General features: G+C 61.6%; 19 protein-coding genes. 4 read left to right on the top strand and 15 right to left on the bottom strand.

Translation table 11 applies throughout. The features are described 5' to 3' along the window. The 6 genes from OP495_RS13735 to OP495_RS13710 all read right to left on the bottom strand — a co-directional run. Window positions 1–385 (bottom strand): hypothetical protein (locus tag OP495_RS13735; protein ID WP_280570046.1); only part of this gene is annotated, 385 nt, incomplete at its 3' end. 148 nt (window positions 386–533) lie between these two features. Further along, window positions 534–1,307: a ProQ/FINO family protein gene (locus OP495_RS13730; protein WP_280570043.1), complete on the bottom strand. Its 774-nt coding sequence runs from the start codon at window positions 1,305–1,307 to the stop codon at window positions 534–536. Window positions 1,308–1,446: 139 nt separating this feature from the next. After that, entirely contained in the window at window positions 1,447–1,983 is a 537-nt protein-coding gene (locus tag OP495_RS13725) for a dihydrofolate reductase (protein ID WP_280570041.1), read from the bottom strand. Continuing rightward, window positions 1,980–2,774, bottom strand: coding sequence for a thymidylate synthase (locus OP495_RS13720; protein WP_280570039.1), 795 nt, complete (start codon window positions 2,772–2,774; stop codon window positions 1,980–1,982). The genes OP495_RS13725 and OP495_RS13720 overlap by 4 nt, the downstream gene beginning before the upstream one ends. Before the next feature lie 63 nt (window positions 2,775–2,837). Then, entirely contained in the window at window positions 2,838–3,644 is an 807-nt protein-coding gene (gene lgt / locus OP495_RS13715; protein ID WP_280563148.1) for a prolipoprotein diacylglyceryl transferase, read from the bottom strand. An 85-nt stretch (window positions 3,645–3,729) separates the two neighbouring features. Further along, the gene (locus tag OP495_RS13710; protein ID WP_280570036.1) at window positions 3,730–5,784 is read right to left on the bottom strand and encodes a response regulator; all 2,055 of its coding nucleotides are present in this window, start codon (window positions 5,782–5,784) and stop codon (window positions 3,730–3,732) included. A 150-nt stretch (window positions 5,785–5,934) separates the two neighbouring features. Here OP495_RS13710 and OP495_RS13705 point away from each other — a divergent pair, with 150 nt between their 5' ends. Further along, window positions 5,935–6,717, top strand: coding sequence for an NRDE family protein (locus OP495_RS13705; RefSeq protein WP_280570034.1), 783 nt, complete (start codon window positions 5,935–5,937; stop codon window positions 6,715–6,717). A gap of 41 nt (window positions 6,718–6,758) precedes the next feature. Here the strand turns inward: OP495_RS13705 and ptsP are convergent, their stop codons facing one another. Both ptsP and OP495_RS13695 read right to left on the bottom strand, forming a co-directional pair. After that, a complete protein-coding gene (gene ptsP / locus OP495_RS13700; RefSeq protein ID WP_280570032.1) occupies window positions 6,759–9,020 on the bottom strand; it encodes a phosphoenolpyruvate--protein phosphotransferase in 2,262 nt (753 codons plus the stop codon). Between the two features lie 119 nt (window positions 9,021–9,139). Continuing rightward, window positions 9,140–9,637, bottom strand: a complete 498-nt coding sequence (locus OP495_RS13695; protein ID WP_040243185.1) for an RNA pyrophosphohydrolase — start codon at window positions 9,635–9,637, stop codon at window positions 9,140–9,142. Between the two features lie 165 nt (window positions 9,638–9,802). On the opposite strand from OP495_RS13695, the gene OP495_RS13690 reads away from it, so the two are divergent. Both OP495_RS13690 and mqo read left to right on the top strand, forming a co-directional pair. Next, the gene (locus OP495_RS13690) at window positions 9,803–10,459 is read left to right on the top strand and encodes an HAD family hydrolase (RefSeq protein ID WP_280570029.1); all 657 of its coding nucleotides are present in this window, start codon (window positions 9,803–9,805) and stop codon (window positions 10,457–10,459) included. A 200-nt stretch (window positions 10,460–10,659) separates the two neighbouring features. After that, a complete protein-coding gene (mqo, locus tag OP495_RS13685) occupies window positions 10,660–12,186 on the top strand; it encodes a malate dehydrogenase (quinone) (protein ID WP_280563156.1) in 1,527 nt (508 codons plus the stop codon). Between the two features lie 255 nt (window positions 12,187–12,441). On the opposite strand, the gene OP495_RS13680 is transcribed toward mqo, so the two are convergent. From OP495_RS13680 to nrdR, 7 genes are all read right to left on the bottom strand, one after another. Then, complete coding sequence (locus tag OP495_RS13680; RefSeq protein ID WP_178999825.1) at window positions 12,442–12,915, bottom strand: phosphatidylglycerophosphatase A; 474 nt, start codon at window positions 12,913–12,915, stop codon at window positions 12,442–12,444. Further along, a complete protein-coding gene (thiL, locus tag OP495_RS13675; protein WP_280570027.1) occupies window positions 12,912–13,871 on the bottom strand; it encodes a thiamine-phosphate kinase in 960 nt (319 codons plus the stop codon). Before thiL ends, OP495_RS13680 begins: the two co-directional genes overlap by 4 nt. A 1-nt stretch (window position 13,872) precedes the next feature. Further along, window positions 13,873–14,373, bottom strand: coding sequence for a transcription antitermination factor NusB (gene nusB, locus OP495_RS13670; protein ID WP_280563159.1), 501 nt, complete (start codon window positions 14,371–14,373; stop codon window positions 13,873–13,875). Next, window positions 14,370–14,852: a 6,7-dimethyl-8-ribityllumazine synthase gene (ribE, locus tag OP495_RS13665; RefSeq protein WP_280563160.1), complete on the bottom strand. Its 483-nt coding sequence runs from the start codon at window positions 14,850–14,852 to the stop codon at window positions 14,370–14,372. The genes nusB and ribE overlap by 4 nt, the downstream gene beginning before the upstream one ends. A 187-nt stretch (window positions 14,853–15,039) precedes the next feature. Next, a complete protein-coding gene (gene ribBA, locus OP495_RS13660; protein ID WP_280563161.1) occupies window positions 15,040–16,200 on the bottom strand; it encodes a bifunctional 3,4-dihydroxy-2-butanone-4-phosphate synthase/GTP cyclohydrolase II in 1,161 nt (386 codons plus the stop codon). Between the two features lie 176 nt (window positions 16,201–16,376). Next, a complete protein-coding gene (gene ribD / locus OP495_RS13655; RefSeq protein WP_280570024.1) occupies window positions 16,377–17,543 on the bottom strand; it encodes a bifunctional diaminohydroxyphosphoribosylaminopyrimidine deaminase/5-amino-6-(5-phosphoribosylamino)uracil reductase RibD in 1,167 nt (388 codons plus the stop codon). A gap of 40 nt (window positions 17,544–17,583) precedes the next feature. Continuing rightward, the gene (nrdR, locus tag OP495_RS13650) at window positions 17,584–18,069 is read right to left on the bottom strand and encodes a transcriptional regulator NrdR (protein ID WP_280570022.1); all 486 of its coding nucleotides are present in this window, start codon (window positions 18,067–18,069) and stop codon (window positions 17,584–17,586) included. A 182-nt stretch (window positions 18,070–18,251) separates the two neighbouring features. On the opposite strand from nrdR, the gene OP495_RS13645 reads away from it, so the two are divergent. After that, the coding region (locus OP495_RS13645; protein WP_280570020.1) for an alpha-amylase family glycosyl hydrolase at window positions 18,252–18,780 on the top strand (529 nt) is incomplete at its 3' end.

The following is an 18,780-nucleotide window of genomic DNA, read 5'->3' as shown; positions in this document are numbered from 1 at the left end:
CACCAGCGGAGGCGCCCAGGGCACCGGCAACGGCAGTCGCTAAGAGTGTCTTTTTCATCGCGATAAATTCCTTAACTAGCTTACTGTTCGATCGTGTCTGCAAATGCAGTCGGCTTTCGACTCGGTCTATTTTTTCAGCGGCTTGCCAAGGCAACACCGCGACGAGTTCGTAAAGCCTTGTTGTTATCCAATGCTCGCAGAGAAACCATATACCGGTCTTTTGGAGAACGCAACAAGAAAAAAACACTGTTTTCCTTCCGCGCTTCCTGTCGATTCGGTCAAGATCATCTCCCCGTGAGCCGGCCCTGAAAGGCCTGAAAGCCACTTTACGCCACCAATATGACATTGGCATGACGCCAGCGACGTACTCATCTTTACGATTCAAGGCTCTCTCTGGCAAGGGGCAATCCGCCATAAAGACAAGTTTTACTACCAAAGTCGCATAACACGGAGATAATCCCCATCCGATGCTGAAAAACATGGCAAGAAAAAAGGGGCTTGTGCCCCTCTTTTTCACTGCTTTCAGCCTACGGTCATCGACCGTGCTTGGCGAGCAACTGGCTCAACTTACGCTCTAGCTGCTCGGACTCCTGGCGCTCGTTGTGCTGTTTCTGCTGTTTTTTCTGCTTCTTCGTGAGTTCATCGAGCTGCTTGCGGGCATGACGTGCCTCGCCCTCGGTCACGGTGCCTGCCGCCTGGCCGTCGAGATCTACCCGCACCGCATCGGTACGTACCGCCTTGAGGTAGCGCGGCAAGTGCACGTAGCACGCCAGGGCGCGACGCACGAGCTTCTCCGGCCAGGGCTCGCGCGCGACCAGGTCGAGATGAATGCCCGTCTTGAGCGGCTGAGTGTGCCCCTTGAAGAAGGTTTCCGGATAGCGCTGGTACCACTGTGCCAGCAACGACTGGGGAGAAGGCGGCTCATGTTCCGCACCCAGTGCCAGGTGAGCCTGCGGGGTCTCGCTCTCCGCATGGCCGGCGTCCTTGCTGTAATCGTCTGACGAGGAGGCAGAGGCGGAAGACGCATGATCTCCGGTGACTTTTCCCGCCGACCGACGCGGACCACGAAATGCGATGGGTCCCAACCCCCTAGCTTTCGCGCCAGCATCGGGCAACTCCGCCTGGGTAGCGGGTGTCTCCGTCTCGTCGGGCTCCAGCTCGGCAAGCGCCAGGAGGCGCTCACGCAGGGCACGGTTTTCCGACTCGAGCGCCGCTACCTGCCCACGAGCGGCCTCAAGATTGGCCCGACAGGCCTCGGCTTGATGTTCCAATGCCCTGAACAGGGCGTCTGCGTGGTCGGTCAGCAAGACGTGCACTCCCTGATTGCCTTGAACGAACGCTGGGCTTCGAATCGTCTACGTATCGATATCATATCGACACGGTAGACAGGCCCGGCCCATGCGGGCTACCGGGTAAGTCTGTGCCAGCTTCGCCGCGCTGGCAACCTCACCGCCGCTCGTAATGCACGAACGTGTAGTCGGGCTTGCCGTCGCCGCTCTGCCCGGGCACGCGCTCGGTTTCCTTCCAATGCACCGTGTCGAACGCGGGAAACCAGGCGTCGCCATCAACGTCCAGATCGACTTCCGTCAGATACAAGCGCGAAGCACAGGCCAGGGTCTGGGTAAATATCTCACCACCGCCGATCACGCAGATGTCCTCGACACCCTCGATAATGGCGTGGCTGTCCGCCATATCGAGAGCACTGGCCAGATCATGGCAAACGCTGATTCCATCATGGAAATAGCCACGATCACGCGTGACAACGATATTCAAGCGTCCCGGCAACGGTCGACCGATGGACTCGAACGTCTTGCGCCCCATGACCAGCGGTTTGTTCATGGTCACACTCTTGAAGAACTTGAGGTCTTCCGGCAGGTGCCACGGCATTTTGTTATCGACACCGATGACACGTTCGCGCGACATCGCCGCCACCAGGGCGATGGGCACCACCGTATCGACATAGGCGTTCGTGGGCTCGCTCATATGGCGACCTCCGCCTTGATATGCGGGTGGGGATCATAATCCTCGATGGCGATATCCTCGAAGGTAAAATCGAACACATTCGTGATTTCGGGATTGAGCACCAGGCGCGGGCGTGGACGCGGCGCGCGACTCAATTGAAGGCGCGCCTGATCGAGATGATTGAGGTAGAGGTGTGCATCGCCCAGGGTATGAATGAACTCGCCCGGCGCCAGGCCGCACGCCTGCGCGATCATCTGCGTGAGTAGCGCGTAGCTGGCAATGTTGAATGGCACCCCAAGGAAGATATCGGCGCTGCGCTGGTAAAGCTGGCACGACAACCGGCCATCGGCGACATAGAACTGAAACAAGGCATGGCATGGTGGCAGCGCCATGTCATCGACCAGCGCAGGGTTCCAGGCGGAGACGATCAATCGGCGCGAATCGGGGTGACGCTTGATCTGCTCGATGACATTGGCGATTTGATCGACATGCCCCCCATCCGGACGCGGCCAACTGCGCCACTGATAGCCGTAAACCGGCCCCAGGTCGCCGTTCTCATCGGCCCATGCATCCCAGATACGGACATTATTTTCCTTGAGATAGGCAATATTGGTGTCACCGCGCAGGAACCACAGCAACTCATGGATGATGGAGCGCAAGTGGAGCTTCTTGGTGGTTACCAGCGGGAAGCCGTCGGCCAGGTCGAAGCGCATCTGATGACCGAAAACGCTGCGCGTCCCGGTCCCGGTGCGGTCACTTTTTTCCACGCCATGGTCGAGCACATGGCGCATCAAATCGAGATAAGGCTGCATGTCATCCGAACGTTGAACGATGAAGGCGCGGTAATGCCGCGCCGGAATTGGACACCTGGCCGCTCACGCTGCCGACGGCGCTTCACGCGCGTCGTCGACGGGCTGCCGACGCGACCAGACCATCAAGGCGATACCGGCCAAAGCCATGGGCACGGTCAACAGCTGGCCCATGGTCAGCCAGCCGAAGGCGATGAAACCTAGCTGTGGGTCGGGCTGACGCACGAATTCGACCGAGAAGCGAAACACCGCGTAAAGCAACAGAAACAAACCGGATATCATACCACGCCGACGCGGCTGGCTAGAGACCCACCACAGCACGACGAACATCACCACGCCTTCCAGCGCAAACTCATAAAGCGGCGAGGGATGACGTCCCTCAGGGCCCAGGCCAGGATACACCAGCGCCCAGGGCACGTCGGTCACGCGCCCGGGTAATTCATGATTGATGAAGTTGCCGATGCGTCCGGCCCCCAGGCCAATCGGTACCATCGGCGCCACGAAATCGGTCAATTGGAAAAACGCCAAGCGATGCTTGCGCGCGAACAAGCCAGCGGCAATCAAGACACCCACCAGGCCACCATGGAAGCTCATGCCGCCATCCCAGACTTGGAAGATCCATAATGGATTGTCCATCAGGCGTTCGAAACCATAGAAGATCGCATACCCTATACGCCCGCCGAGCACGACACCCAACGCGCCATAGAACAGCAAGTCGCCGATATCGTCCGCCTTGAGACCGATGCGAGCGGCGCGCTTGCGCCCCAGCCACCAGGCCCCCACGAAACCAATGACATACATCAGCCCGTACCAATGCACCTTGAGGGGCCCCAAGGCGATGGCGATGGGGTCGATATCAGGGTAACTGAGCATGCGTTCTCCTTGCCTACGTTCTGGGCGGCGTGGGCCCGACACCTTACGACAACCGCTGCCGAGCGGCAACGACGCATAGCGCCGGCTACGTCTCGGACGCCTCGCCTCTGCCCACCCAACGGCGCACCATCGCGACCAGGTCGCCGGGGCGGTAAGGCTTGGCCAGGCAGTCATCCATGCCCGCCTTCAGAAAGGCGTCTCGACTGGCTTCGGTGACATTGGCGGTCAACGCCACCAGCACGCTGGCATGCCGCCGCGCCAGACGACGCTCCAAGCGACGCCAGCGGCGACTGGTTTCCATGCCATCGAGGGTCGGCATATAGATGTCCATGAAGACCAGATCGAACGCCTGACGCTCGGCCAGCGCCAGCGCTTCCTCACCATTCGTAGCGGTCTCGACATGACAGCCCTGACGCTCGAGCACGCTACATGCCAGCAGCGTATTGACAGGGCCATCATCGACGATCAGCACCCAGGGACGCGTATCGCTTGAATCCGCCTCGGACGCCGGCTTGTCCTCCGCCAGGGTATCGAGCAATAGCATGGCATCTTCCAGGCGTCGTCGCAGCGCCTCCCTCTGCAGTGGGGAATGCGGCGCCTCGGTCCCGGGAAGCGAGGTCAGCGTTTTAACGCAGGCCTCGAGTTCCTGGCGCAGATGCGACAGATAGCCCGTCTTGAGGCGCGCATCTTCGCGCGCCTGGTCACGGGCCAGACGCAAGCGGTGCAAGGTCTCCCCGGTCTCGGTCTGGTCGATCAACGCCCAGACGGAGTGTTCATCACGTACGACCAGGCATTCGAGGCGATATTCTCGCGTTCCTCCCCCGGTGTCGGTAACCCGCACCCGGCGCCGTTGTTCATCGACGAGTCGCGGTTTCAACCACTCGGCCAGCAGAATGTCGCGCAACGCCTCAGGACGCTCGCCGAGCAATCGCGCCAGGGAGGGATTCAGGGTCACAATGGCATCGCCCTCGGTCAGCAAGGCCGGTAGTTGCAAGGTATTGAGCCAGGCGGGCATGTCCCAGACATCGTCCGGTGCGCGCGTCCCCAATTGCGGCTCAAGACGCGTCAATAGCGCATTCAAGGTAGTCGGCGAGACAGCGGTGATGTCTGGCGTATCGTCCTGCGGGTGGGGGAGCCAGCCGGCGATCCGGCCCAGCGCGGCCCGCCAGGCGTCCTCCTCGCGCTGCAACCGCCAATAGAGCACGGTCACGAAGCCCGCAAAAATCAGCACATTGCCGAGGATCAAGCCGATACTCAGCCATGGCAGTGCCTGCTGCCAGGCACTATCGTCAGACAGACTTAGGCGACTCACCAACCGCCACCCGGTGCCGGGGAGCGTGTCCCAGATCAACGCCCGGCGCCCCTCTTCCAGCCACTGCATCCCATAACGCCCCGCGGCATCCGGCAACACGCGGGAAGCATCATCGCGCATCAAGGCATTCCCGGCGCCGTCGACCAACCAGTGCTCCCCAGTGTTGCCCGTCTCATCACGAATCAAACGCTTCAACCGTGGCAGGGAGATTTCCATACCCACCCGCGCAAGGTAACGTTCGTTCCACACGACATCGCGGGTGGCAACCAAGCGTCCTGATGGCGTTTGGGCTCCAATCCACCAGGTTACGTTTTCCGCATCGTCAGAGACGCGTTTTCGCTGATAAGGAGGAAGGTCACTATCGATATTATCCTGCGACTCGGAGACGCTGAAATCGCGCATGCCCACCGGCAATACAAAGAGGCGAGTGACCAAGACATCCGTGCCATCATAATCATCGAGCAGCCTCGTCAACAGCCGCTCGGTATCGTCGTGCGACAGCACGGCCGGCAGTACCGGAGAGACACTCGGGGAAGTCGAGGTATTCTCGTCCATCGACTGCAGAATGCGCCGCGAGCCACGCGCAAGCATCACAAGATGCTGCTGCTGGGCGGTCAAGCGAGCGTCCAACTGGCGTGCGTAGACACTATGCGAGGCCTGCAGACGCGCCAGCGCATCTTCCGATTCACGACGATCACTCGCCTGCCAGATCAACGCTCCGGCGCCCAGGCACACCAGCGTGAAGCCTATCTCGGCCAGCAACAGCGGCCACAGCAACGCTTTCCAGCGCGAACGATGGGGGCTCGAAGGAGTCGCGGCTTTGTGCATTCCCTACCCTGCTCGTGACGATGCAGCGAGTGTACGCGCTCGCTTACCGACTGTCATGGCACGTGCGGGCCTCGGCATGGCGCGTTACGCTGGCGCCATCATCTTCGCGATAGCGACGTCCACGAAAGCCTTTGTCGAGAGAAATATGACATGTGTTTGATCGTCTTCGACTGGCGCCCAGGCAGCGACACGCCCCTGCGTCTGGCCGCCAACCGCGATGAAACTCACACCCGCCCAACACGAGCACTGGCCGTATGGCCGGACGCACCCGCCCTCGTCGGCGGTCGTGATCTGCGTGCCGGAGGCACTTGGTTGGCGGCATCGCAAACGGGACGCTTCGCGGCAGTGACCAATGTCCGCGACGCGCACGCTAAAGCGCCGCCCTCACGACCCAGTCGAGGCACCCTGCCTTACCAGGCACTGACGCACGAAACACCGCTCGCCTGGCTCGAGTCCCTCGTGGCGAGCGAGGCACAGACCTATGACTGGTTCAATCTGCTCTACTGCGACGGCGTCACGCTACTCCACGTTCACCATGGTCCGGCAGGCACGACGCTCTCCCGAGTCTCGCCCGGCGTGCACGGACTTTCCAATGCCACCCTGGATACGCCATGGCCGAAAGTGGTCCGCGCTCGGGACGGCTTCGCACGTGCACTGAAGCAGCCCCCTTGGCAGGCGCCCGCGCTGGACACGATGCACGATACCCGGTCAGCGCCGACACTGGACCTACCGGATACCGGCGTGGGCATGGAAATGGAAAGTTTCCTGTCACCGATCTTCATTCGAGGACAGCGCTACGGCACCCGCGCCACGACACTCGTGGAATGGCGCCCCACCAGCATTGAATTGCAGGAATCGCGCTTCGGCCCGAACGGCGCCGCGCATGGCAGCCGCTGGCATTCACTCGCCTTGGCGGGCGTCACCCAGTCCTGACGAACCATTCTAACCAAGTGTAGAGTGCACTCTGCCAAGACTCAGTCGTCGGGAGGCAGCAAATGGGCCAGCTTCCACTCACCCATTCGTCGACGCAGGTGTGCTCGCACCGCCGCAGTAGTGGGCAACGCCAGCGTTTCATCGAGCAACGTCCGCGCGTCTGCAAGCGAAACACGCCGGATCGCCGCGCGCACGCGAGACAAACTAGGGGCATTCATGGAGAGCGCCTCGAAGCCCATGCCCATCAGCAGCATGGCGCCAGCGGGGTCGCCGGCCAGTTCACCGCATACCGAGGCTGGCACCTGCAAGCGTCGCGACTCGATGGCAAGATGCGATAAGGCGCCCAGTACGGCAGGGTGGCAGGCATCATAGAGGCTCGCTACACGCGGATTATTGCGATCCACCGCCAGCAGATATTGGGTGAGATCGTTACTGCCCACCGAGAAGAAATCGACGCGGGCGGCCAGCGCATCGAGCTGATAAAGCGTTCCCGGCACCTCGATCATTACGCCGACCTTGGGACGCGCCAGCTTGACGCCCTCCTCGGTCAGTTCCCGATGGGCCCGGTCGATGAGCTTGAGCGCGGTATCGACTTCTTCGATGCTCGAGATCATCGGCAACAGGATGCAAAGGTTATCGAGCCCCACTGAGGCGCGCAGCATGGCGCGCAACTGGACCATCAACACTTCCGGGTGATCGAGCGTCACACGGATCCCGCGCCATCCCAGAAAGGGGTTGGCCTCGTCGATGGGGAAGTACGGCAGGTCCTTGTCGCCACCGATGTCCAGCGTGCGCATCACCACCGGCAACGGCGCGAAACTTTCGAGCTGATCGTGGTAAAGCCGCGTCTGTTCCTGCTCGCTAGGGAAGCGCTCGTTCATCATGAATGGCACTTCGGTGCGATAAAGGCCCACGCCGCTGACCCGCGACTTGAGCGACGCTACCGCATCCACGGCCAGCCCGGTGTTGACCATCAAGGGTATGTGGTAACCGTCGGAGGTCTCGCTGGGGCGATCCTGTTCATGCTCGAGCACCTCGCTGAGGGCCTTCTCCTCGGCGATCAAGGTCTCATAATGGTGCTCACGCTCAGCGTCGGGGCGCACGAACAGGCGACCGCGATGGCCATCGAGAATCGCCCGTGCGCCGTTGAGCCTCGGCAAGGGTAGATCGACCATCCCCAGCACGGTCGGAATGCCCATTGCGCGCGCCAGAATAGCGACATGCGAGGTGCTCGAACCGCGAATCGACACCAGCCCCACCAACTTGTCGCGCGGCACCTCACCCAGCGATGCCGCACTCAACTCATCGCCGATCAAGATAGTCTGCTCGGGGTAAGTATCCGGCGTGCGCGGGCTGTCCTCCTGCAGATGGGCGAGCACGCGGCGCCCCAGATCGCGAATGTCGGCGGCTCGCTCGCGCAAGTAGTTGTCGTCGACACGCTCCAGATATTGCACATGACGCTTGACCACATCGGCCAGGGCGCCGGGTGCCCACTGACCTTCGCGGATGCGCTTCTCGACCTCTTGGCCCAGTGCCGCGTCGCCCAGCATCTGCTGATAGGCATCGAATAGCGCCACCTCCTGCGCCGAGATACGCTTGACCAAGCGTGCCGCCGCGACACCGATCTCCTTGCGAACATTGGCGATCGCTTCGTGCAGGCGGGTAACTTCGAACTCGATATCGGTGGGAATCAGATCCGGCACGCTATTGAGATCCGCCGGCGGCATCAGTACCACCAGTTCTCCCGACGCCATACCAGGCGATGCCGCGACCCCCGAAAACATCGCCTGGCTATCGGCTTGGGCCAGCCGGGTCAGTGTCCCTGTCGCCATGGCGTGCGCCAGAACACCAGCCAATTGCGCAGCCATGGTAACCAGAAACGCCTCATCGCCTTCATCGAAACGCCGCATGGCCTGCTGCTGGACGACCAGCACGCCGAGCATACGGCGCTGATGGATGATCGGCACACCGAGGAAACTCGAGAAACGTTCCTCGCCCGTCTCGGCGAAATAGCGGAAATAAGGGTGCGAAGGTGCATCTTCGAGATTGAGCGGTTCCTCGCGTTGCCCCACCAGCCCGACCAACCCCTCGCCGAGCCCCATGCTCACCTGCCCCACCGCTTCGCTGTGCAGGCCCAACGTATCCATGAGCACCAGGCGGTCGCGCTCAACGTCGAACAGGTAGATGGAGCACACATCAGTGCGCATGGCCTTGCGGATTCGGCGCACCATGGTCGCCAGCGCAGCCTCGAGACTGCGCGCGCCGTTGACTTCCTGAATGATGCGTCGGAGAACATCGAGCATTGGTATTTCTTCTTGTTGTCGTCACGACACGCGTGCGACGGTTGGTCTCAAGGCTAACGTAGGGCATTTCGGCACGCCCCGTGATATCAGCCCCTCGGTGGCGACATCTCGAACGGCGCCTAGCAGGGTCCCTCTTCGTTCGCCAAACGGTGAACGCGCGGCGCCAATTCACGCAGGGCGCGGCGATAGACTTCGCGTTTAAAAGGCACGACCTGCCCCAGTGGATACCAATAACTGACCCAGCGCCAGCCATCGAATTCCGGCTTGGGCGTAGAATCCACGCAAACTCGGCTATCCCGACACCGGATCTTGAGCAGGAACCACTTCTGTTTCTGGCCGATGCATATCGGCCTCGAATGCGTTCTCACCATGCGTCGTGGGAGACGGTAGCGCAGCCATCCGCGCGTACAGGCCAGGATCTCGACATCCTCCGGCGTCAAACCGATTTCTTCCTCGAGCTCCCGATACAATGCCTGTTCCGGTGTCTCATGCGCCTTGATTCCTCCTTGCGGAAATTGCCACGCATTCTGTCCCACACGACGCGCCCAGAGCAGCTGTCCACTGCGGTTGGCAATGATGATACCAACGTTGGGCCTGAAGCCGTCAGCGTCGATCACGGACATCACCTTAATGAATAGTCGTTGAGACCATTCTTCCACAAAGCCAGAAAGCGCATCAATACGCCTCGTGGTGGGCAACATTCGGTAACTCTGCGATAATCCATCTCCTTTTACGCCGCACGTAATCTTCCTGTTAACTCAGCACGATGCAAGGAGTCCTCCTTGAGCCTGGCGATCTTCGATCTCGACAATACCCTACTGGACCTCGACAGCGACCATGCCTGGGGCGAGTTCCTCATCGAGCAAGGCGCCGTCGACGCGACGACCTACCGCAACGCCAACGAGCGCTTCTATCAGGATTACCAGAGCGGCGATCTCGACATCATGGAATACCTGGCTCTGGCGCTACAGCCATTGGCCGAGAATACGCCGGAACAACTGGCCGCCTGGCATCAACAGTTCATGGCCAGCAAGATCGAACCGCACATCCTGACACGCGGAGAAGAACTGCTGGCACGCCATCGCGCCAAGGGCGATCGGCTACTGATTATCACCGCTACCAACCGCTTCATAACCGGCCCCATCGCCGAACGACTGGGCGTGGATGATCTGATCGCCGTCGACCCCGAAATCCAGGCCGGGCACTACACAGGACGTGTGGTGGGTACCCCGAGTTTCCGTGAAGGCAAGGTAACGCGCCTGGAGACCTGGCTTGCCGAGGAAGACGCCACCCTCGAAGGCGCCTGTTTCTACAGCGACTCACACAACGACCTGCCGCTCCTCGAGCGTGTCGACCAACCCGTCGCCGTCGATCCCGACGCCGCTCTTCGCGAGGCCGCCAAGCAACGCGGCTGGCGCATCATCAGCCTGCGTGATTGAGAATGCGCCGACCAGGCAGCGCCTTTACAGGACGCCAAAGGGATCCCTTATGGCTTTGTCATTAGTCATAATGTCGGGCTTGGGGAGGCAGTATTTCCGCGTCAAAAGCGTTATAATGCACCGCAGAATTCCATCGCGCCGGTTACAGTTCGAGATGCCGCTCGCCGGCTGACCGACGCACCTTCTCAAGGGCTATGTGAATGGTTGGCACGCATATGGATGAGTCAGTAGACATCGTACTCGTGGGCGCAGGCGTCATGAGCGCCACGCTCGCGACACTGCTTCACGAGCTGGAGCCGGAGGCACGCATCGAGATCATCGAGCGCCTCGACACCACTGCCAGCGAAAGTTCGTTTGCCTGGAACAACGCCGGTACTGGCCACGCTGGCTTGTGCGAACTCAACTATACGCCCCGCGCCGAGGACGGCTCGATCGTGCTCGACAAGGCCATCCACACTAATACCCTGTTCGAGGAGTCCAAGCAGCTATGGAGCTACTTGGTCGAAAAGGGTAACCTCGGCGATCCGGCGCGCTTCGTGCATCCGGTACCGCACATGAGTTTCGTGCGCGGCGCAGACGACGTCCGCTTCCTGCGCGATCGCTACCATGCCATGCGCGAGCATCCGTGTTTCGAGGGAATGGAATACACTGAGGAGCGCAGCGTCATCGACGAATGGGCGCCGCTGTTACTGGACGGGCGCGAGGGCGACGAACCGTTGGCCGCGACGCGCGTCGCTGACGGTACCGATGTCGACTTCGGCGCCTTGACGCGCCAGCTCCTCGCCCGCCTCGAGGAAGAGCCCGACGAGCAGGTACGCATCACCACAGGCCAGACGGTCGAGGATCTGGATCGCAACGACGATGGCAGTTGGACCCTCAAGATCGCAGGCAACGACCACACCACGCGCACGCTACGTGCACGCTTCGTGTTCCTGGGTGCTGGCGGTGCCTCACTGCATCTACTGCAGAAAAGCGGCATCCCCGAAGGCAAGGGCTACGCAGGATTTCCGGTCAGCGGCCAGTGGCTGCGTTGCGACAAGCCGGAGATCGTTTCCCGGCACCACGCCAAGGTCTACAGCAAGGCCCCCATCGGTGCGCCGCCGATGTCAGTGCCCCACCTGGATACGCGCAATGTCGACGGCACGCCCTCGCTGTTGTTCGGGCCCTTCGCCGGCTTCACCACCAAGTTCCTGAAGACTGGCTCGGTAATGGATCTGGCCAGATCCGTGCGCTCCTCCAACCTGAGCCCCATGCTTTCCGTGGCACGCGATAACTTCAGTCTGGTCAAGTACTTGATCGATCAGGTACGGCTCTCCCACGAGCAACGTGTCGACGAGCTACGCACCTTTTACCCCACGGCCAAAACCGAGGACTGGCGCCTCGAGATCGCCGGCCAACGCGTTCAGGTCATCAAGAAAGACCCGGAAAAAGGCGGCGTGCTGCAATTCGGTACCGAAGTCGTGGCCGCCAGCGACGGGTCGCTCGCGGCACTGCTCGGTGCCTCTCCGGGCGCTTCCACGGCCACCTCGATCATGATCAATCTCGTCGAACAGTGCTTTCCCGAGAAATTTGCCAGCGATACCTGGCAACAGCGTCTGCATGAGCTCGTGCCCGCGCGCGCCGACACCTTGGCCGACAACGGCCAGCTACTGCGCGACGTGCGTCACCGCACGCACACCACACTCAAGCTCGCCGATGCTCAGCCCGCCCCAGCGCCGGTCGCATAAAACAAGCACCACGCACACGCACCACTCCATGAAAAGCGCCTCGATCTACCGGATCGAGGCGCTTTTCATGGCACGGCCAAAGAGCGTATAGAAGCGCTAGGCACTGTCTGAAAAGTCGACGAGCGAAGGTCAGACAAGGCAAAAATCAGCGAAAAGGCGGAGTTTACGGGGTATAAATGAGCATTTTGATCGGACTCGCGCCCGAGCTGATTTTTAACGCAGTATGGCCGAGCGCAGACAGTTTTCAGACAATGCCTAATGCAGCCAGAACCATAGATGCATAGTACTCCAGGCATATACGCCAGCGAGCACGTCATCGAACATGATCCCGAAGCCCCCTGCCACGTGACGGTCTACCCAGCGGATCGGCCACGGCTTGATGATGTCGAACATGCGAAACACTACGAAGCCCCATAGCGCCGCTTCCCACGAAAAGGGAACCGCGGCCATGGTCAGCCAATAACCTACGAATTCATCCCAGACAATTCCGGAATGATCGTGAACGCCCAAATCGCGCGAGGTCTTTTCGCACAGCCATATGCCCAGGATCGAGGCCACGCCCACCAGCCCCAGGTACCAATCGAGAGGTAACCCCGACAACAGCCAATAGAACGGGATTGCGGCCAATGTACCGAAAGTGCCTGGCGCGAACGGGATCGCCCCGCTTCCCAGGCCAAACGCTAGAAAATGGGTCGGACGGCGCCAGACGCTGCGCGGTGAGCGATTCAAGGCCCGCCTCCCGTGAAATGCTGCCATCCTGCGCCCTTCATTGTTTCGGGAATTCCACTGATACCGGGCTCGGCGACGACACGCCCGATCTCGGTCAGCGTGACATCACAATCAGCACAGCGACGTTGGGCAGCTTCCCAGGCTGTGTCGGGCACGCTGACCAGAAGTTGATAATCGTCGCCACCGCTGAGCGCGGCATGCAAGGCACCTTCGCTACCCAGCGTCATTTCCAGCGTCGGCGCCAGAGGAATACACGCCGGGTCGAGGCAGGCGCCTACGCCCGAGGCGTGACAAAGGTGCCCGAGATCGGCCAGCAGGCCATCCGAGATATCCACTGCCGCCGAGGCCATCCCCCGTAGTGCATGACCTGCTTCGAGCTGGGGTATTGGTGTCAGATAGGCCGCCAGCAACGGGTCTTCAAGGTCCTGGCCTCCGGCCTGCCACATGCGTAAACCGCCGTGGCCGCCACCCAGCGCACCGGTCACCGCCAGGCGTTCTCCTGGCATCGCGCCACTCCGCTGCAGCGCCTGACCAACAGGCACATCGCCGATCACCGTGACAGCGATGGATAGAGCGCCATGCGTGACATCACCGCCGATCAAGGGCGTCGACGTATGTCGGCCAAGATCGCGAAAACCCTGAGCGAACCGCTCCAGCCACGCAGGCTCGGCATGCGTCAGCGTCAGAGCCATCAGACAGCCGCGCGGTCGCGCGCCCATCGCCGCCAGATCGGAAAGCGCCACCGCCAGCGCACGATGCCCAATGGCCTCGGGCGGCGCATCGCCGGGGAAATGCACGTCAGCCACCGAGGTATCCACGCTCATGGCAAGCTCGGCCCCTGCGGCAGGACTCAGTAGCGCGCAGTCATCGCCCGGCCCCAGCGTAATACCGGCGCTTGGCAGGGACGGATCAGGCGTCGCGAAATAACGCGCGATGATGTCGAATTCACCCAACATGTCAACGACGACGCGCAGCGACCTCGGCACTCCGCAAGCGGCTCGCCAACTTGTCGAGAATACCATTGACGTACTTGTGACCATCGGTGGCACCGAAGCCCTTGGCCAATTCGATGCCTTCGTTGATCACCACGCGATACGGAACCTCGAGACGATACTTGAGCTCATAGGCACCCAGCCGGAGAATCGCCAGCTCGATGCGGTCAAGGTCCTCGAGACGACGGTCGAGCAGCGGCGCGATGGTTTTGTCGATGGCTTCACGGTCGCCGGCCACGTTGTGCAGCAACTCATGAAACAGCGCCAGGTCAGCGATGCCCATGACCTTGTGCCAGTTTTCGTGCTCCTCGAGGTCTTCATCGGCGATTTGTGCGCGAAACTCCGACTCCACCGCCGTGATCGACTTGCCGGTCATCTGCCATTGGTAGAGACCCTGCACCGCCAACTCACGCGCCGCACGGCGCGCCTCCTGGGCCGGGGTCGCATCACGGGGTGATTGGCTCATGCTTCACCCCCCATACGCTTGAACAGCGAGACCATTTCCATCGCTGCCATGGCCGACTCGGCGCCCTTGTTACCGGCCTTGGTGCCGGCACGTTCGATGGCTTGATCGATGGAATCGACCGTCAGCACACCATTGGCGAGAGGAGTATTCAGCTCCAATTGCAGGCTACTCATGGCACTGTTGCAATTGCCTGCCACGTAGTCGAAATGGGGGGTCCCCCCGCGAATCACTGCCCCGAGGGCAATAACGGCATGAGGCTTGAGTACCTGCACGGCGCGCTTGACGGCCAATGGCAGTTCCCAGGCACCAGGAACATGGATGATATCGACGTTTTCTTCGTCCACGCCATGGCGAACGAGGCTATCCACCGCCCCTTCCACCAGGCTATCGACCACGTGATGATTGAAGCGGCCCACGACGATGACATAACGTCCATCGACATCGGTGTAGCCACCCTCGACTTGAGAGATCGGTTGCATTGTCAAATCCCGGGTCTGAATGCGCGATATTTCGCGCACGATATATCAGCTATGTCAGTGCATGCCAGTAAAGCGATCGCTCACTTCGACATGGCGCGTGGTACCGCCACCGCCAAGGAACGATTTTCTGCACCGGCACGCGCGGCCGCCGGCGCCCATGGGCCCGGCAGACGAATGAATGAAAGACTTATTCTACCGGCTGATCGCTCTCGGGGGTATCGCCACCCACGCGTTCGACGACCTCGAGATCGAAACCGGACAGCGCGGAGAACTTCCACGGCGAGCTCAAAAGACGCATTTGCCCGACGCCCAATTGGCGCAGGATCTGCGATCCGGTGCCGATGGTCAGATAATTGCCGGCACCGTCGGAGGCACTCGAGCGCGGCGCCGGCTTGCGCGACAACAGCACGTCGAGCTGGTCCTTGAGGTCGAGACGCGGCCGACCATCGTCGAGCAGCACGAAGACCCCGGCGTCTGCTTCGGCGATCTGCGCCAAGGCGCTGGACGCCGTCCAACTGTGGCTCTCCGGCTTGCTCAACATCAGCAGATCGCGCAGCGTATCGGCGATATGCACGCGCACAGTGGTCGGTGTCTCACTGTGCGGTGAGCCTTTCACCAGCGCTAGATGGTGGGCATTTTGAATCCGGTCGTGGAAGACGTGTAGCGTCAACTCGCCGAATGCCGTGTCGACGACCGTGCGCTCTACTTCCTCGACGGTACGCTCGTGGTGGATCCGATAATGGATCAGATCGGCGATCGTACCGACCTTGATGCCGTGCTCGACGGCAAAGCGCTCCAGTTCGTCACGGCGCGCCATGCTGCCGTCGTCGTTCATCACTTCGCAGATCACGCCGCTGGCCTCGAACCCAGCCATGGTCGACAGATCGCAAGCGGCTTCGGTATGCCCAGCACGACGCAGCACGCCGCCCGGCTCGGCCATCAGCGGAAATATATGCCCGGGCTGGACGATATCCGCCGCGACGGCGTCGCGCGCCGCCGCGGCGCGCACCGTGCGTGCGCGATCGGAGGCAGAAATACCCGTGGAGACACCGCGTGCAGCCTCGATTGAGACGGTGAACTTGGTGCCAAAGCCGGAACCGTTGTCGCGCACCATCAACGGCAACTCGAGACGCTCGCAGCGTTCACGGGTCATCGGCAGGCAAATCAAGCCCCGCGCGTGGCGGGCCATAAAGTTGATATGCTCAGCCTCGACGCACTCGGCGGCCATGATGATATCGCCTTCGTTCTCGCGATCCTCATCGTCCATGAGTATGACCATCTTGCCCTGACGAATGTCTTCGACAATGGCTTCGATGGAGGCCAAGCCCTGTGTGGATGAAAGCGCCATGGTGTCTCCGATGCTCGTCTCGTACGCCGGTGCGGTCTTGTCATCGGCGCCGTCATAAGATGTGTCGTGGTGTCACGACGCGGGCGTCGTCGCTCTTCGACACCCAGTCAGGTCGGCGCCCAGAGTACCTGCAAGCGCGCTTGCGCGCCAGTGGCAACACCCAGGCGGGCAACGATTCAGGCATCGTCCGGTGCAACGTCTTCGTGAGAGGGTCGCGCGACGATGCGCCAATCACACCCCACGGCGCGGATGTCGTCGATTTGCAACGGACGCTGCTGCGCCATGCGTTCGAGCCCCGGTAACGCAAAAAGCGGGCGTGCCTCGCCCCCCAATAGCGTCGGTGCCACGAACAGGTGCATCTCATCAATGGCGCCGATATCGAGCATGGCACCGGCCAGCGTCGCGCCGGTTTCGAGCAGCACCTCGTTGCATTGCTCGCGCTCCGCCAGATGCGCTAGTAAGGCGCGTAGATCGACGCGCCCTTCGGCCGCTTCGGGCAAGACGAGCACCTCAGCCCCGGCCTGTTCTAGCGTCGCGCGTCGCGCCTCATCTGGCGAAACGGTCGCCACCAAGGTGCGCCCCGGCTCGCGCAAGCACGCCGCCGCCACCGGCAAGCGCAGCCGCGAGTCGACCACGACACGCAGCGGCTGGCGCTCGGCGATCGCTTCAGCACCGTCCAGCTCGAGCTGCGCGGCACGCACCGTGAGACGCGAATTATCGAAAAGGACTGAATCGACCCCGGTCATCACCGCGCTTGAGCGCGCCCGCAAGCGTTGCACTTCGGTACGCGCGCTTGCCCCGGTAATCCATTGCGACTCACCGCTGGCCATGGCGGTGCGGCCGTCCAGGCTCATCGCCATCTTCAAGCGCACGAACGGCAACCCCTCGCGCATGCGCTTGACGAAGCCGACATTGAGCGCTTCGGCATCGGTTTCCAGGCATCCCACCTCGACCCCAATACCTGCCTCACGCAGCATTGCCACGCCACGTCCGGCCACTTGCGGATTGGGATCGAGTACGGCCACCACGACCCGGCTCACGCCGGCCTCGATCAGCGCCTGGGCACAAGGCGGCGTGCGACCGTGATGGGAACAAGGCTCCAGCGTGACATAGACCGTGGCGCCTCGCGCCGTCTCGCCAGCAGCTCGCAAGGCGTGAACCTCGGCGTGAGGTTCACCGGCACGTGCATGATAGCCCTCCCCGACGATGCGCCCCTGACGCACCACCACGCAGCCGACGCGCGGATTGGGATGGGTGGTATAGCAGCCCCGCCGGGCGAGTTGCAGCGCGCGCGACATGCACGCTTCGTGAGATAGCGCCGACACGGCGGCGTCCTGTGTCATGAGTCACTCCATGAGCGATTCGAGTCGGTGCGTATCGAGGTCAGCGCTGATCATTATCGTCGGGCACAAAGCTGGGCTCTTGCGCTAAGCGGTCGATTTCGGCGCGAAACTCGTCGAGGTCCTGGAAGCGTCGATAGACGGAGGCGAAGCGAATGTAGGCGACCTGATCGAGCCGTGTCAGCGAGCGCATGACCTCCTCGCCAACCTCGCGCGCCTCGAGCTCTCGCTCGCCACGGGCACGTAGGCGCTGACGGATACGCTCGACCGCCGCCTCGATGGATTCGGCGCTGACCGGGCGTTTTTCCAATGCGCGCAACATACCAGCACGCAACTTGCGTTCATCGAAGGTTTCTCGCGAGCCATCGCCCTTGATCACGCGGGGCATGACCAGTTCTGCCGTCTCGTAGGTGGTGAAGCGTTCGCCGCAGTCATTGCACTGGCGGCGCCGCCGCACCTGATCCCCCTCGGCCACGAGGCGCGAATCGGTCACCTTGGTGTCATACTTTCCACAAAAGGGGCAGTGCATCGTGGAGCGTCCGCAGTTGAGTCGTTGTCATTGAGATTGACCGACATTGTAGCCTTCCCCGCGCCACGCGGAAACTCGCTTGCGCGTTGTCACCACGCCAACCAAGCTCATGGATGGCACGACTCCTGCAACAGCAATAATAATGTCGACGTGCGAGCCACCGATTCCCACGAGGACCCTCGATGCCCTACCCCATCTCTCCAGCCCCGCAGACCGAACTCGATGAAGCCGCTTTCATCGCACGCGCCAAGGCGCGTCTGAACGAGATCTACGGACCGCGCGCCGATGAAGTACTACGCCGCCTGCAGCGACTGATATCGCACCAGCGTGGTGCTATCCCCGAGCGTTCGCGTCCACTATGGAGCGAGCGCGACCAGTTGCTGATCACTTACGGCGACCTACTGCTCGACGGTGAGCGGCCGCCGTTGCAAGTGCTCGACGAGTTTCTCGAGACACGTCTCGCGGGCACCTTCAGCGGCGTTCACGTGCTGCCCTTCTTCCCCTGGAGCAGCGACGATGGCTTCTCGGTGATCCACTATCGCGAGGTCAACCCGGCGCTTGGCGGCTGGGAAGACATACGCCGCCTGACGCGCCATGGCGACTTGATGGTCGATCTGGTCATCAATCACGTCTCGCGGGAATCGCTGTGGTTCGTCGACTACCTGGCCGGCACCCAGCCAGGACGCGACTATTTCATCGAGATGGACCCGA

Origin of the sequence: Chromohalobacter sp. 296-RDG (assembly GCF_029889885.1) — a bacterium.
Taxonomy (GTDB): Bacteria; Pseudomonadota; Gammaproteobacteria; order Pseudomonadales; family Halomonadaceae; genus Chromohalobacter.
Note: the sequence above shows the minus strand (reverse complement) of the source record. Positions and strands in the feature narration are given on the sequence as shown.